This window comes from Vibrio kyushuensis, assembly GCF_050337325.1.
Taxonomy (GTDB): Bacteria; Pseudomonadota; Gammaproteobacteria; order Enterobacterales; family Vibrionaceae; genus Vibrio; species Vibrio kyushuensis.
Genome location: NZ_JAKJSV010000016.1, coordinates 46,388 through 61,422 on the forward strand (window position 1 = coordinate 46,388; position 15,035 = coordinate 61,422).

15 protein-coding genes, 1 tRNA gene and 1 rRNA gene are annotated in these 15,035 nt (G+C 43.2%); 11 read left to right on the forward strand and 6 right to left on the reverse strand.

From position 1 onward, the window contains the following. The first annotated feature begins 65 nt into the window (after positions 1 to 65). The 7 genes from aroQ to L4D20_RS23125 all read left to right on the forward strand — a co-directional run bounded on the left by aroQ (position 66) and on the right by L4D20_RS23125 (position 6,823). Positions 66 to 515, forward strand: a complete 450-nt coding sequence (gene aroQ, locus L4D20_RS23095) for a type II 3-dehydroquinate dehydratase (protein WP_428803933.1) — start codon at positions 66 to 68, stop codon at positions 513 to 515. A gap of 114 nt (positions 516 to 629) precedes the next feature. Then, positions 630 to 1,085, forward strand: a complete 456-nt coding sequence (accB, locus tag L4D20_RS23100; RefSeq protein ID WP_428803934.1) for an acetyl-CoA carboxylase biotin carboxyl carrier protein — start codon at positions 630 to 632, stop codon at positions 1,083 to 1,085. Positions 1,086 to 1,100: 15 nt separating this feature from the next. Further along, positions 1,101 to 2,444 (forward strand): acetyl-CoA carboxylase biotin carboxylase subunit, encoded by a 1,344-nt coding sequence (gene accC / locus L4D20_RS23105; protein ID WP_428803935.1) that lies wholly within the window; start codon positions 1,101 to 1,103, stop codon positions 2,442 to 2,444. A 145-nt stretch (positions 2,445 to 2,589) separates the two neighbouring features. Further along, positions 2,590 to 3,480, forward strand: coding sequence for a 50S ribosomal protein L11 methyltransferase (gene prmA / locus L4D20_RS23110; protein ID WP_428803936.1), 891 nt, complete (start codon positions 2,590 to 2,592; stop codon positions 3,478 to 3,480). A 136-nt stretch (positions 3,481 to 3,616) separates the two neighbouring features. Further along, complete coding sequence (gene dusB, locus L4D20_RS23115; RefSeq protein ID WP_428803937.1) at positions 3,617 to 4,585, forward strand: tRNA dihydrouridine synthase DusB; 969 nt, start codon at positions 3,617 to 3,619, stop codon at positions 4,583 to 4,585. 24 nt (positions 4,586 to 4,609) lie between these two features. Further along, positions 4,610 to 4,906 (forward strand): DNA-binding transcriptional regulator Fis, encoded by a 297-nt coding sequence (gene fis / locus L4D20_RS23120; protein ID WP_017035697.1) that lies wholly within the window; start codon positions 4,610 to 4,612, stop codon positions 4,904 to 4,906. Between the two features lie 273 nt (positions 4,907 to 5,179). Then, entirely contained in the window at positions 5,180 to 6,823 is a 1,644-nt protein-coding gene (locus L4D20_RS23125) for a methyl-accepting chemotaxis protein (RefSeq protein WP_428803938.1), read from the forward strand. Here L4D20_RS23125 and zntR read toward each other — a convergent pair. Further along, on the reverse strand, positions 6,820 to 7,254 hold the full coding sequence (zntR, locus tag L4D20_RS23130) for a Zn(2+)-responsive transcriptional regulator (RefSeq protein WP_428803939.1): 435 nt from the start codon (positions 7,252 to 7,254) through the stop codon (positions 6,820 to 6,822). The two genes, L4D20_RS23125 and zntR, sit on opposite strands and share 4 nt — an antisense overlap. A gap of 327 nt (positions 7,255 to 7,581) precedes the next feature. Here zntR and purH point away from each other — a divergent pair, with 327 nt between their 5' ends. Together purH and purD are read left to right on the forward strand one after the other, a co-directional pair. Beyond that, on the forward strand, positions 7,582 to 9,192 hold the full coding sequence (purH, locus tag L4D20_RS23135) for a bifunctional phosphoribosylaminoimidazolecarboxamide formyltransferase/IMP cyclohydrolase (RefSeq protein WP_428803940.1): 1,611 nt from the start codon (positions 7,582 to 7,584) through the stop codon (positions 9,190 to 9,192). Between the two features lie 88 nt (positions 9,193 to 9,280). After that, positions 9,281 to 10,573 (forward strand): phosphoribosylamine--glycine ligase, encoded by a 1,293-nt coding sequence (purD, locus tag L4D20_RS23140; RefSeq protein ID WP_428803941.1) that lies wholly within the window; start codon positions 9,281 to 9,283, stop codon positions 10,571 to 10,573. 95 nt (positions 10,574 to 10,668) lie between these two features. Here purD and L4D20_RS23145 read toward each other — a convergent pair whose 3' ends face one another. Further along, the gene (locus L4D20_RS23145) at positions 10,669 to 11,367 is read right to left on the reverse strand and encodes a DUF1481 domain-containing protein (protein ID WP_428803942.1); all 699 of its coding nucleotides are present in this window, start codon (positions 11,365 to 11,367) and stop codon (positions 10,669 to 10,671) included. 47 nt (positions 11,368 to 11,414) lie between these two features. Continuing rightward, the gene (hupA, locus tag L4D20_RS23150) at positions 11,415 to 11,687 is read right to left on the reverse strand and encodes a nucleoid-associated protein HU-alpha (RefSeq protein WP_428803943.1); all 273 of its coding nucleotides are present in this window, start codon (positions 11,685 to 11,687) and stop codon (positions 11,415 to 11,417) included. Positions 11,688 to 12,011: 324 nt separating this feature from the next. Here hupA and L4D20_RS23155 point away from each other — a divergent pair, with 324 nt between their 5' ends. After that, the gene (locus L4D20_RS23155; protein WP_428803944.1) at positions 12,012 to 13,067 is read left to right on the forward strand and encodes a CNNM domain-containing protein; all 1,056 of its coding nucleotides are present in this window, start codon (positions 12,012 to 12,014) and stop codon (positions 13,065 to 13,067) included. Positions 13,068 to 13,104: 37 nt separating this feature from the next. On the opposite strand, the gene L4D20_RS23160 is transcribed toward L4D20_RS23155, so the two are convergent. Beyond that, on the reverse strand, positions 13,105 to 13,692 hold the full coding sequence (locus L4D20_RS23160; RefSeq protein ID WP_428803945.1) for a YjaG family protein: 588 nt from the start codon (positions 13,690 to 13,692) through the stop codon (positions 13,105 to 13,107). A gap of 73 nt (positions 13,693 to 13,765) precedes the next feature. Here L4D20_RS23160 and L4D20_RS23165 point away from each other — a divergent pair, with 73 nt between their 5' ends. Beyond that, complete coding sequence (locus tag L4D20_RS23165) at positions 13,766 to 14,692, forward strand: D-2-hydroxyacid dehydrogenase (RefSeq protein WP_428803946.1); 927 nt, start codon at positions 13,766 to 13,768, stop codon at positions 14,690 to 14,692. Between the two features lie 119 nt (positions 14,693 to 14,811). Here the strand turns inward: L4D20_RS23165 and L4D20_RS23170 are convergent. Next, positions 14,812 to 14,888, reverse strand: a tRNA-Asp gene (locus L4D20_RS23170). Positions 14,889 to 14,955: 67 nt separating this feature from the next. Next, a 5S ribosomal RNA gene (rrf, locus tag L4D20_RS23175) occupies positions 14,956 to 15,035 on the reverse strand; the annotation flags it as partial.

Sequence of the window (15,035 nt, forward strand, 5' to 3'; positions counted from 1 at the left end):
TGCTGATTCTCTGATAATATGGGAATATTAAGATTCGTCACACGATATAGGAAGATGGCAACACAATGACTGCAAAATCACGCATTCTAGTCCTAAACGGTCCAAATATTAATCTTTTGGGGTTACGAGAGCCAGCACATTACGGTTCTCAAACGCTAGCTCAGATCATTGACACCTTAACTCAACAAGCATCTGATGCTCAGGTTGAGTTACAACATCTACAGTCGAATCGAGAGTACGAGCTGCTCGAAACCATTCATAATGCCTTTGGTAAAGTGGATTTTATTATTATAAATCCCGCAGCTTTTACGCACACCAGTGTTGCATTACGCGATGCACTCCTCGGTGTCGCTATCCCATTTATTGAAGTGCATTTATCAAACGTTCATGCACGTGAACCTTTCCGTCACCACTCTTACCTTTCAGATAAAGCTGAAGGCGTCATCTGTGGTTTAGGCGCGCAAGGTTATGAATTCGCTTTGACGGCTGCGATTAAGCATTTGCAAGCTAAGTAATTAGCAACCGAAATAACTAATTAGCCGTGAAAGTAACATAATTGCTTTTAAAGTAAACGAACACTCTACAGCTCTATGGGAGCTGTCTTATTCACAAGATAAAGAGAAAGAAAAATGGATATTCGCAAAATCAAAAAGCTTATTGAGTTAGTTGAAGAATCTGGCATTGCTGAGCTAGAGATCTCTGAAGGTGAAGAGTCAGTACGAATCAGTCGTAACCACACTGGCGCACCAGCTCCAGTTCAATACGCAGCAGCGCCAATGGCCGCTCCTGTAGCTGCACCCGTTGCCGCTCCTGTAGCCGCTGCAACTGAAGCTGCGCCAGAAGCTGTATCTGGTCACCAAGTTCTTTCTCCAATGGTTGGTACTTTCTACGGCGCTCCAAGCCCTGATGCAAAACCATTCGTTAAAGTGGGTCAACAAGTTAATGCTGGCGATACAATTTGTATCGTTGAAGCAATGAAAATGATGAACCAAATTGAAGCTGATAAATCTGGTGTTGTTACTGCAATTCTAGTTGAAGATGGCCAACCGGTTGAGTTCGACCAAGCACTTGTTGTTATCGAATAATAGAGGCAGTCTCTCATGTTAGATAAATTAGTCATCGCGAACCGAGGTGAAATTGCACTTCGTATCCTTCGCGCATGTAAAGAGTTAGGTATTAAGACAGTTGCTGTTCACTCAACAGCTGACCGCGATCTAAAGCACGTACTACTTGCAGACGAAACGGTATGTATCGGTCCTGCGCGCGGTATCGATAGCTACCTAAATATCCCTCGCATTATTTCTGCAGCAGAAGTCACCGGTGCAGTTGCTATCCACCCAGGTTACGGCTTCTTATCAGAGAATGCTGATTTCGCTGAGCAAGTTGAGCGCAGTGGATTCATCTTTGTTGGCCCTAAAGCGGAAACTATCCGTATTATGGGTGACAAAGTGTCTGCGATCACTTCAATGAAGAAAGCAGGCGTTCCTTGTGTACCTGGCTCTGATGGCCCACTTGATGACGATGATGCTAAGAATAAAGCTCACGCTAAACGTATTGGCTTCCCAGTAATCATCAAAGCCTCTGGTGGCGGTGGTGGCCGCGGTATGCGTGTTGTTCGCAGCGAAGCTGATCTTGTTGAAGCGATTGCTATGACTCGTGCTGAAGCAAAAGCATGTTTCAACAATGACGTGGTTTACATGGAAAAATTCCTAGAAAACCCTCGTCACGTTGAAGTTCAGATCATTGCTGATGGTCAAGGTGGCGCAATTCACCTTGGTGAGCGTGACTGTTCAATGCAACGTCGTCACCAAAAAGTGGTTGAGGAAGCTCCGGCTCCAGGCATCACTGAAGAGATGCGTAAATACATCGGTGAACGTTGTACACGCGCTTGTCTTGAAATTGGCTATCGCGGTGCAGGTACGTTTGAATTCCTATACGAAAATGGCGAATTCTACTTCATCGAAATGAACACTCGTATTCAAGTAGAGCACCCAGTAACGGAAATGGTAACTGGTGTTGATCTTATCAAAGAGCAACTTCGTGTTGCTGCCGGTCAACCTCTGTCATTCACGCAAGACGACATTAGACTAAGCGGCCACGCTATTGAATGTCGTATCAATGCTGAAGATCCAGAGCGTTTCCTACCGTCTCCAGGTAAGATCACTCGTTTCCATGCACCTGGTGGCATGGGTGTTCGTTGGGAATCTCACATCTACACAGGTTACACAGTACCGCCTCATTACGACTCAATGATTGGTAAACTGATCACCTTTGGTGAAAACCGCGATGTTGCTATTGCTCGCATGAAAAATGCATTGAGTGAAATGATCATCGAAGGCATCAAAGTGAACGTAACACTGCAAGAATCAATCATGAACGACGAGAACTTCCAACACGGTGGCGCTAACATCCACTACCTTGAGAAGAAACTTGGTCTTCAATAAGATTGAACACTAAGCGGGGTCATTTGGCCTCAGCACAGTCAAAATGCTCACTTCGGTGAGCATTTTTGTTTATGGCTATAAAATCGTCAGATATCTGCTAAACTCAGCGCCATTCCTATCTTCAAACATAGTAAGAGTACAACTCATGCCTTGGATTCAAATCAAACTCAATGCCACTAAAGACAATGCTGAAACGATTAGCGACATGCTAATGGAAGAAGCTGGCGCACTATCGGTGACGTTTTTAGATGCTCGCGACACGCCTATTTTTGAGCCGCTCCCCGGTGAAACACGCCTTTGGGGTGACATTGATGTTCTTGCACTCTTTGATGCTGAAGCTGATACACAGTTTGTCCTAGAGCAAATTAAGCTTAGCAACTTACTTGACGCTAACTTTGCTTACAAAATTGAACAGCTGGAAGATAAAGATTGGGAACGTGAGTGGATGGATAACTTTCACCCAATGAAGTTTGGCGAACGACTATGGATTTGCCCAAGCTGGCGTGAAGTTCCAGAGCCTGATGCCATCAATGTCATGCTCGACCCTGGCCTTGCCTTTGGTACTGGCACTCACCCAACGACGGCTTTATGTCTAGAGTGGCTTGAAGGGATCAATCTTACGGATAAAACAGTGATCGATTTTGGTTGTGGTTCCGGCATCTTAGCGATTGCAGCTATCAAACTTGGCGCTAAAAAAGTTGTCGGTATTGATATCGATCCTCAAGCTTTACTTGCTTCAAAAGACAACGCCCAGCGTAATGGCGTTGTTGACCAATTAGAAGTCTACTTGCCGCAATACCAACCTGAAGGGCTTCTCGCTGATGTCTTGGTTGCCAACATTCTAGCAGCACCACTGCGTGAGCTATCGCCTATCATTAAAGGCCTAGTAAAACCGTCAGGTATGCTCGCTATGTCCGGTGTTTTAGACACTCAAGCAGAGGATGTCGCTACCTATTACCGTGATGAATTCAACATTGACCCAATCAAAGAGATTGATGAATGGTGTCGCGTATCGGGTTCTAAACAGGCTGAATAAGACTTTTTGGGCTTAATTGTCTGAATTTCATGCATTTTGCATAAACAAATTGTAAATGCTCAAATATTAGTCTTTTCACGCAGCGAAAAAATGCGTAAAATGCGCGCCCTTACTGCTGTAATACTGTGAAGACGTTTTGAAAATAGGAAATCATCAACTTAAGAACAATCTTATCGTCGCTCCTATGGCTGGAGTTACTGATAGACCGTTTCGAGAGTTATGCCTTCGCTATGGTGCGGGAATGGCGGTCAGTGAAATGATGTCCTCTAACCCGAAACTATGGAAAACGTCCAAATCAATGCAACGTATGGTACATGAGGGCGAATCGGGCATTCGTTCAGTACAGATTGCGGGCGCTGATCCACAGCTTATGGCAGAAGCTGCACAATTTAATGTAGAGAACGGTGCGCAAATCATCGATATCAACATGGGTTGTCCAGCTAAAAAAGTGAATAAGAAGCTAGCCGGATCTGCTTTACTACAGCACCCTGAACTCATCAAAGAGATTCTAACCGCAGTAGTGAACGCAGTAGATGTTCCTGTAACACTAAAGACCCGTACTGGCTGGGATACAGAGAGTCGCAACTGTGTCCAAATCGCTAAATTAGCCGAAGACTGCGGCATACAAGCAATAGCACTCCATGGGAGAACTCGCGCTTGTATGTACAAAGGTGAGGCCGAATATGAACACATTAAAGCGGCAAAACAAGCTATCTCGATTCCGGTTATTGCTAACGGCGATATCGACAGTCCAGAAAAAGCTAAGTTTGTACTGGAGTACACCGGTGCCGACGCTTTAATGATTGGTCGTCCCGCCCAGGGTCGTCCATGGATTTTTCAGGAAATCCGACACTATTTGGAAAACGGTACCACAATGCCTGAGCTTCCTTTCGAGGAAGTGAAAGACATACTGCTTGGCCATGTAGATGCTCTCCATGATTTTTATGGTGAGTTTTTAGGCCCTCGTATTGCTCGTAAGCATGTCGGGTGGTATCTAAAAGAGCATGAACAAGCAAGTGAGTTTCGCCGTACCTTTAATGCTATCGACGCTGCCTCGCAGCAACTTGAAGCATTGGAAGGTTATTTTGATAACGTTGCATCATAATTAATGAGAAGAGCTAGACCGAATATGTTCGAACAAAATATAACTTCAGAAGCTTTAACAGTTACTACCGTTACTTCACAAGATCAGATCGCGCAAAAACCACTGCGTGATTCAGTTAAAGCATCTCTTAAAAACTATCTTGCTCAATTAAATGGCCAAGAAGTCACTGAACTATATGAGTTAGTGCTAGCTGAAGTTGAACAGCCATTACTCGACACCATCATGCAGTACACGCGTGGTAACCAAACTCGCGCAGCAACTATGATGGGTATCAACCGCGGTACTCTTCGCAAGAAACTAAAAAAATACGGCATGAACTAGAAAGTTAGTCGCTATTATATTTCAAGACCGCACATATTAATGTGCGGTTTTTTTATATCTAAACATTCTCATCACGCTAGCACACCGTGCTCTAATGCATTGAAATCACACGCTAAGCAACCAGGTTTATTTCTCACTGCAACTCACCCTCTTGATTAAATTGTCAATACAGCTACCAAACCCTTCTTTCCTCCACTACATTTATGAATAGATAAAATAACAATAATAGTCAGCGGCTAGCCAAAGAATTAAACGTACCTAATGGAGTGTACTATGAACATTTTTGGCCTAAGAACTCTGACGATTCAAAAACGTCTGATCCTACTCACTACGCTCGTGACTATTGCGCTCCTAATCCCACTAGGTTACGTCCTTAATCAATATCAAAATGACCTTATGGAAGCTAAAAAGCTAAAAACTCGTCATCTTGTTGAGTCTACGCATAGCTTAATTAGTCACTTCCACCAACAACAGCTTTCCGGGGCACTCTCCCAAGAAGATGCTCAAGAACAAGCTAAACGTGCTGTTGAAAAGTTAAGATATGAAAGTAAAGATTACTTCTGGATTAACGACATGCAGCCTGTCGTCGTTATGCACCCTATTAAGCCATCTCTCAATGGTAAAGATGTCTCGGGAGTCAAAGACCCGACTGGAAAACGAATCTTCATGGAGTTTATTAGCGTCGTTCGCTCTAACGGAGGCGGTGGCTATGTCGACTATATGTGGCCAAAACCCGGCTCAGAAACCGATGTCGGGAAAATATCCTACATTAAACTCTTTAAACCTTGGGGCTGGATCGTTGGTACCGGAGTCTATGTAGACGATATAAAAGTCATCGTGTGGGAAAGAATTCAACACGTTCTAATTGCTCTAGTGTTCTCTTTGTCTCTAATGGTTGTTTTAGCACTGTGGATTGGACGAAGTATCTCTGCCCCTTGCCAAGAGACCCTAGATGCTCTCAATGAAATAGCCAGTGGTGATGGCGATTTAACCAAGCAGTTAGCTGAGGATGGCAACGACGAGCTGTCTCAAATTGCTACGGCGTTCAATCAATTCACCAATAAAATTCGAACTATCGTACTCAACATGACACCTGTGAGTGAGAATATTACGAACGCGGCAGTCGATCTCAACAATGTCGCACAAGACAGTTCATCTAAAGCAAATCAACAGCACCAAGCCGTTGATACTGTTGCTTCAGCAATGAACGAGCTACATGCCAGTAATCAAGAGGTCGCCAATGCGGCTCAACATGCGGCAACGGCAGCTAAAGAAGCAAGCGACAAAGGTTCACAGGGCGCTAGCGTCATTGATCAAGCGAGTACTCAAATTGATTCACTTTCAGCACTGTTGAGTCAAACAGAAACAAACACCAATCAACTAGCTCAAGATTCTCAGGAAGTAGGCACAGTACTCGATGTTATTCGAGGCATCGCTGAACAAACCAATCTATTGGCATTAAATGCCGCCATTGAGGCTGCCAGAGCAGGTGAACAAGGACGAGGGTTCGCTGTCGTTGCTGATGAAGTTCGAACACTCGCAACTCGTACTCAAGCAAGTACAGACGAGATAGAACAGATTGTGTCTACGTTACAAGGCAGAGCAAAAGAAGTGTCTGAATCGATGGCTCAGACTCAAGTGCAATCTTCACAAACTCAAGAGCAAGCCGTCCTTGCAAAAGACGCATTAAGCGCCATTGAAGAACAGGTGAATATCATCTTAGGACTAAATGAGCAGATAGCAGAAGCGAGTTCTCAGCAGACTCTAGCAACCGATGAGATAAGCCAGAATCTTACTAGCATTGCAGATCATAGTATTCAAACCACATCGCAAGCAGAACAAGTTGCGCAGGCAAGTAATAATATGATGGAAAGCGGTCAACAGCTGCAAGTTAATCTAGGGCTATTTAAGGTCTAATTTTCTGAGGAGCATGATGTCTTAACGATGTCATATTCAAGAGAGGCTAAAATAGAGCAGTGCGTCGCTTTGTCATCAGTATGACCACAACAAGCGTCATTGATCTTTTTAAGTGCAGAACGAATACGAGTGAGCTCATTGATTTTGTCATCAATGAGCTCTAATTTTGACGATGTAATCGATTTAACCTCAGCACAACTGTGCTCCGTTGGCTCCAGCTTTATCTCCAATAGCTCTTTAATCTCATCTAAGCTAAGTCCAAGCTCCTTCGCTTTGATAATAAAACTCACCTGACGCTGGTTCGCTTCGCTATATAAACGATAACCTGACTCGCTTCGTCCTGCTGGTTTAATTAATTTATTTTTCTCATAAAAACGCAGTGTATCTGTGCTTACTTGACACTTTTTCGCCAGTTCACCAATCTGAAACATAACATTCCTCATTAACTATCTTGTTACTTTTTTGGTTCATTTTCGTCGATTTTACAATTATTTTTGCGATGCCAAACGATTGCGCAAGCTTTATTGTAATAAATTAGTTAGAATGTGCGCCATCAAATCTAGAGTCTATTGGCACTTAACTCGCCTAAAGTTCTTTACCAAAGTTAACCAACATTCTAATCCGAGTATGAGTATTTAACCTCATCCATTGTTACATTGCCAATTAGTGCTTGTTTACAATGACATCGGATTCAGAGTGGTTTATTTTGGCAAATATCTTTACTACTTTAACTCCGTGAATTTGAGGAAGATGGAAGCATGAATAACGCTCGCCCTATTCGCCGCGCTCTTATCAGCGTGTCTGACAAAACTGGTATCGTTGAGTTTGCACAAGCTCTAAGTGACCGCGGTGTCGATATCCTATCTACAGGCGGCACAGCTCGCCTACTGGCTGAGAAAGGTATCTCAGTAACAGAAGTTTCTGACTACACTGGTTTTCCAGAAATGATGGACGGTCGTGTAAAAACGCTTCATCCAAAAGTTCATGGTGGCGTTCTTGGTCGTCGTGGTCAAGATGATGAAATCATGGCAACTCACGGTATCAACCCTATCGATATGGTTGTCGTTAACCTATACCCATTTGCAGAAACTGTGGCTAAAGAAGGCTGTACGCTTGCTGATGCTGTTGAGAACATCGATATCGGTGGTCCTACAATGGTTCGCTCTGCGGCTAAAAACCACAAAGACGTAGCTATTGTTGTTAACGCACATGACTACGATCGCGTTGTTGCAGAAATGGATTCAAACGAGAAATCTCTAACACTAGAAACTCGTTTCGACTTAGCTATTGCAGCATTTGAGCACACCGCTTCTTACGACGGTATGATTGCTAATTACTTCGGCACTATGGTTCCATCTTACGGTGCCTCTTTGCTTGATGAAGAAGGAAAGAAGGCTGATGCAGAGTCTAAGTTCCCTCGCACATTCAACCAACAATTCGAGAAGAAGCAAGACATGCGCTACGGTGAGAACAGCCACCAAGCAGCCGCTTTCTACGTAGAAGCAAACCCTGAAGAAGCGTCAGTATCTACAGCCACTCAAATTCAAGGTAAAGCTCTGTCTTACAACAACATCGCGGACACTGACGCTGCACTTGAGTGTGTGAAAGAGTTTGACGAGCCAGCATGTGTCATCGTTAAGCACGCAAACCCTTGTGGTGTTGCACTAGGTAAAGACATCCTAGAAGCTTACGACCGAGCTTTCAAAACTGATCCAACATCGGCATTTGGCGGCATCATCGCATTTAACCGTGAATTAGATGCAGCAACAGCGACAGCAATCACTGAACGTCAATTCGTTGAAGTTATCATTGCACCTTCTGTTTCTGCTGAAGCGGTAGAAATCGTAGCAGCTAAGAAAAACCTTCGCTTACTTGAGTGTGGCGAGTGGGCTGCGAAGACAACAGGCTTTGATGTTAAACGCGTTAACGGTGGTCTACTTGTTCAAGATCGTGACCAAGGTATGGTTGAAGCGTCTGACCTTAAAGTGGTATCAAAACGTCAACCAACAGAAGAAGAGCTAAAAGATGCACTATTCTGCTGGAAGGTTGCTAAATACGTTAAGTCTAATGCCATTGTTTACTCAAAAGGCGATATGACGATTGGTGTCGGCGCTGGCCAAATGAGCCGCGTTTACTCAGCTAAAATTGCAGGAATTAAAGCTGCTGACGAAGGTCTTGTGGTTGAAGGTTGTGCGATGGCATCTGATGCTTTCTTCCCATTCCGAGATGGTATTGATGCAGCAGCTGAAGCTGGCATTAAGTGTGTTATCCAACCTGGCGGTTCGATGCGTGATGACGAAGTTATCGCTGCGGCAGATGAACACGGCATGGCGATGATCTTCACTGGCATGCGTCACTTCCGTCACTAATTATTAGAGTTAGCTTCTAAACAGTAGACGAATATCAAGCCTCTCATTATGAGGGGCTTTTGAGAATTTAGAACTTAAGGAATAAAACATGAACGTATTAATCATTGGTGCTGGCGGTCGTGAACACGCACTTGGTTGGAAAGCTGCACAAAACCCAAATGTAGAAACCGTATTCGTAGCGCCAGGTAATGCAGGTACTGCACTTGAGCCTAAGCTTGAGAATGTAAACATCGGCGTGGAAGATATTCCTGCACTGGTAGCTTTTGCTAAAGAGAAAGCTATTGAGTTAACGATTGTGGGCCCTGAAGCACCACTTGTTATCGGCGTCGTTGATGCATTCCGTGAAGCTGGTCTACCGATCTTTGGTCCTACTCAGGCGGCTGCTCAACTAGAAGGCTCTAAAGCATTCACTAAAGACTTCCTAGCTCGTCATGACATCCCGACGGGCTACTACGCTAACTTTACTGAGATTGAGCCTGCTCTAGCGTACGTTCGTGAACAAGGTGCTCCAATCGTTGTTAAAGCAGATGGCCTTGCTGCTGGTAAAGGTGTCATCGTTGCAATGACATTGGAAGAAGCAGAAGACGCTATCAAAGACATGCTAGCAGGTAACGCCTTTGGTGAAGCAGGCAGCCGCGTTGTTATCGAAGAGTTCCTAGAAGGCGAAGAAGCAAGTTTCATTGTTATGGTTGATGGTTCAAGTGTTCTTCCAATGGCAACAAGCCAAGATCACAAACGAGTTGGCGATAAAGATACTGGCCCTAACACAGGTGGCATGGGCGCTTACTCTCCTGCTCCAGTTGTTACGCCTGAAATCCATAATCGTATTCTTGAAGAAGTTATCTACCCAACAGTACGTGGGATGGACGCTGAAGGCGCACCTTACACTGGCTTCCTATACGCGGGTCTTATGATTGACGCTGATGGTACTCCTAAAGTCATCGAATATAACTGCCGCTTTGGTGACCCAGAAACACAGCCAATCATGATGCGTATGGAGTCAGACTTAGTAGAACTTTGTCTAGCTGCAGTTAATGAGAAGCTAGATGAAGCAGAATCTCACTGGGATCCACGCGCATCAATCGGTGTTGTATTAGCAGCTGGCGGCTACCCTGCCGATTACGCAAAAGGAGATGTTATTTCTCTTTCAGCTGATAATGTTGAAGGGCAAAAAATCTTCCATGCTGGCACTGCTAACAATGAAGCTGGAGACGTTGTGACAAACGGTGGACGAGTATTGTGTGCGACAGCACTAGGTAATACGGTTTCTGAAGCTCAAGAGCGTGCATACGCCCTAACTAAGCAAGTAAGCTGGAATGGTATGTTCCACCGCAATGACATCGGTTACCGTGCTATAGCGCGTGAAAATGAAGCTAAATAATTAGCTGATTACAGGCTAAGCAAAAGCTTGGCTTTTAATTACAACAAAGGCGCTATTATTAGCGCCTTTGTTTTATTCTTATATATCTCAATCAATTAATTGGCTTCTATTAACGTTGGTCGCTCAACACAGTCGTGACTGTCTGTATCTAGCATCAATAGCTCTTCAATGATGACTTTATTTGATCGAGTCTTACCGAGTACTGCGACATAGCTATCGAGGCTTGCTAATCGATTTACAACAAAGCTTGGCAGTGAGTGATTAAACTCAATCCCATCATAAGTTTGTCCATTGCAGCTTTCGAAGGTTGAACCATCCCAATAGCCTTGAATCAGATCAATGCCTTCTCGACTAAATTCTTTAGTGACATCAGCGACTGTTTTCGCCTCTTCCTGATAGCGCTGGAGCTGTTCTTCATTTATAGGCAGGACTTTATCATCTATTCGATATTGTTGATAAACAGCTTCACCTTTAACATTGAACCGAACGTGGATACGATACGGTACTAAACCAACATCTTGGCGTATTTGTTCACCCTCACGAATTAGCTCTCGAACTTCACCATCACTCCAACGGTAATCTGTTTTATACCAGCCATAATCCCCGGCAAAAACATAATCACCTGCAGTATAAGACTGACTGAGTCTCTCTGTGTACCAATAGAACGTAGTAGCATCCCCCATTGATTGGCCACCACTATAATGAGAGAACTGATCTAAGTTAGGAGTTGGCACGGATGACGAACACCCGATTAAGGCAGAGCAAATTAGTGAGGATAAAAGAAGTTTTTTCATAAATAGAAAATCACGCCGAGATAAAGACTACCTCGGCGTATTATAAATTATTTCACTGAATCTTTCAGTGCTTTACCAGCAACAAATGCAGGAACATTTGCAGCTGCGATTTGAATCTCAGCACCAGTCTTTGGATTACGACCAGTACGAGCTGCACGGTGATTTACTTTGAATGTACCAAAACCAATTAGTTGAACTTGGTCACCCTCTTTAAGAGCCTCTGTTACGCTACCAAGTGTTGCTTCTAGAGCAGCTTTAGCTTGTGCTTTTGATAGATCTGCTTTTTCAGCAATAAAGTCGATTAATTGGGTCTTGTTCATTAGGTTTCCCTTCTCATAGGTTATCGAATTCAACTCACTCTAATGCATAAAGCCCCCGTCTGGCAAAGGTTTGTCGGTGTTCTTTGGCTTTCCTGACGTACTTTTAACCGCATAATGAGCAATAACTCACAATTTGGACCTGTTTGATTACTTTGTGACTATTAAGATTGACCTTCCATTGACAGAATTCATCTTTCTAAATAAGTGTTTAAAGGGAAGGTTTACATAAGTAATGAAAAATAATAGAAGGATATAGCGTTAGTATGTGAACCATTTATAAAGTTAAACTGTCGTAGTATTGCATTATTCACCTATAGGAAAACCATGCTTTTACTTTTCACTTACGTTACTGTTGCTATCGGTATTTCGTTTATCTGTTCGGTCTTAGAGGCCGTACTGTTAAGTCTTACACCCAGTTATATTGCTCAGTTAAAGCAATCAGGGCATCCATCAGCACCAGCACTAAGTAAATTAAAACAAAATATCGATAGACCACTTGCTTCAATTTTGACTTTAAATACCATCGCACACACAATTGGTGCGGCTACAGCCGGCGCTCAAGCAGCCGCCGTATTTGGTAGTCAATGGTTAGGCGTTTTCTCCGCCATACTAACACTTGGGATACTGGTATTATCCGAGATAGTTCCTAAAACAATTGGGGCCACTTACTGGCGACAACTTGCTCCATTATCAGCCGTTATTTTATATTGGATGGTGTGGACATTAACCCCTTTCGTCTGGTTTTCCGAACAGATTACTAAGCGCCTATCAAGAGGCTATCAAGAGCCAAAAGTAAGGGATGAACTTACGGCTATGGCAAGCCTTGCAAAAGAGAGTGGGGAGTTTGCTGATGGTGAGTCAAGGATTCTTCATAACTTGCTAAACATTACGAACATCCCAATTACCCAAGTAATGACGCCACGTCCGGTTGTGTTTCGAGAAAATGCAGAGATGACGATCGATGACTTTTTATCAAAGCACCCGGATACGCCCTTTTCTCGCCCATTAATATACAGCGAGTCTAAAGACAACGTTATTGGGTTTGTGCATCGGTTAGACCTCTTTAAACATCAACAAATTGGATCAGGTGACAAGCGTCTAGGAGCAATAAGCCGACCTATTCATGTGCTTCTAAATACTCAAACTTTGCCAATAGCGTTCGATCAAATGATGTCGCTAAGAATTCAATTGGCCATGATTGTCGATGAATATGGCACTATTCTGGGAATAGTTACGCTAGAGGATATTTTTGAGCATTTAATTGGTGAGGAAATTGTTGATGAAGCTGATCGAGCTGTCGATATGCAGCAACTGGCTTTTGAGCGTTGGGAAATATGGAAGAAACAGCACGGTGTTATAGACAGTAAACGAGACGAATAACAAAAGTGGGAGTTAATACTCCCACCGTCACAACATATTAAATTGAAACACCAATATTACTGACTGCGTCATCTTTCAACTCTTGGCGCAGATCTTTAATCAAATCAATATCACGAGATTCAGCTTCTCTCAATGGTCTGAATATTGCCCATTGAACATCCCATTCAGCACAGACTGCTTCGTTCTCTTTTTGGTTTTCATTAGTAATTTCAACTTGAGTTTGTGCTTCTTCAAGTTGAGCAACTGTAACTACCGAAACTTGGCTTAACTTCTGCATATTATCGTAAAGATCGTCACGATCTAACAAGCCATGAAGTAAAGTCGATAGTCCAATACATGCATCAATGGCCGGATAGACACCATAGAAGTCAAAATCTTCAGAGCTAGGGATGATCTCTTCAAGCTTCTCTAGTTGACGCTCAAAATTTATCTTTGCGCTCTTAACCGTCAATAACTCCCAGACACTATCAAGAATATCTCTGTAGATTCGGCTTTCTGCAAATTCTGTATTCTGACAAAATGTGGCATAGTTAGGGTACATACGCTCGCAAAGACAAGCCATAAATGTAATTTGTTGCCAAGGTTCGAACTTTTCAAGACGAACTTGTATTGGGTTCTGTAGCATGATCACTCGTTATTGCAGAAGAAAAATACAACGAAAGTGTACTTGATTACTCTCTGGGAAAAAAGCAAAGCCGATGAAGAATTTGAATAATAGTCTCTATATAGACACAGAACATAACGCCACTTACCGAGAACTTATCGTTGATTTGAATCTACCTGATTTGGAGATCGTAGATGATATTCAACTTGCCAACATTATCCTTGCCTCACCGCCACAGATTGCAGCCAAGCTAGATACACTTCCTAAGCTTGAATGGATTCAATCTATTTACGCTGGTGTAGATGCCATTACGTCTAAAGAGATAGAAGCAGACTTTACACTGACTAATGTGAAAGGAATATTTGGCCAACAAATTTCAGAATACGTAATAGGCTATTCACTACAGTACTTCAGGCACTTCCCTCAATACAGCGCCCAGCAGTCTCAGCAGAATTGGCAACAAATTCCCTACGAGACAATTGATAGTAAATGTATGTTGATTCTAGGAACTGGTTCTATAGGTAATCAAGTGGCCAAGACAGCGAAAGCAATGGGTATGAAGATTATTGGGTTAAATCGCAGTGGAATTCCTCCACACAACTCAAACTTCGATGATACTTACCACATTCAAGAGCTGGAACAATCACTATCACGAGCAAACATAATTGTTAGCACATTGCCTCATACCGAAGAAACCAATGCTTTGCTAAACGAAAAGACACTTAGCTACTGTAAAGGGGCGCTGTTATTCAACGTTGGAAGGGGGGCTACCATTTCTGAGCAAGGGCTACTGATGGCTATTGAAAATAAATCGATAAGTCACGCCTTCTTAGATGTTTTTATCAATGAACCCTTAGCTAAAGATCATTCTTTCTGGAAACATCCATCAATTACGATTACACCTCATATCGCTGCACTTAGTTTTCCTGCGCAAGTGGTGGATATATTCAAAGAGAACTATTTAAATTTCCAAAGTGGATTTCGATTAGAGTACGAGGTGTGCCTTAATAGGGGCTACTAACACTGCTTTGCGCGATATATAAAGATTGAAGAACTCAGTGTTATTTAAACTATTGAGTAATTCACTTTATTACAGACGTAAAAAAGCCCGACTCTTTCGAATCGGGCTTTCTTAATAAGTGGCGGAGTGGACGGGACTCGAACCCGCGACCCCCGGCGTGACAGGCCGGTATTCTAACCAACTGAACTACCACTCCGCAGTGGCATACTTGCAAAGCAAGTGTCCATCTGTTTTTAGGTCTTGACCTAAAAACGATATTTAAAGCCTGGCGATGTCCTACTCTCACATGGGGAAACCCCACACTACCATCGGCGCTACTGCGTTTCACTTCTGAGTTCGGCAT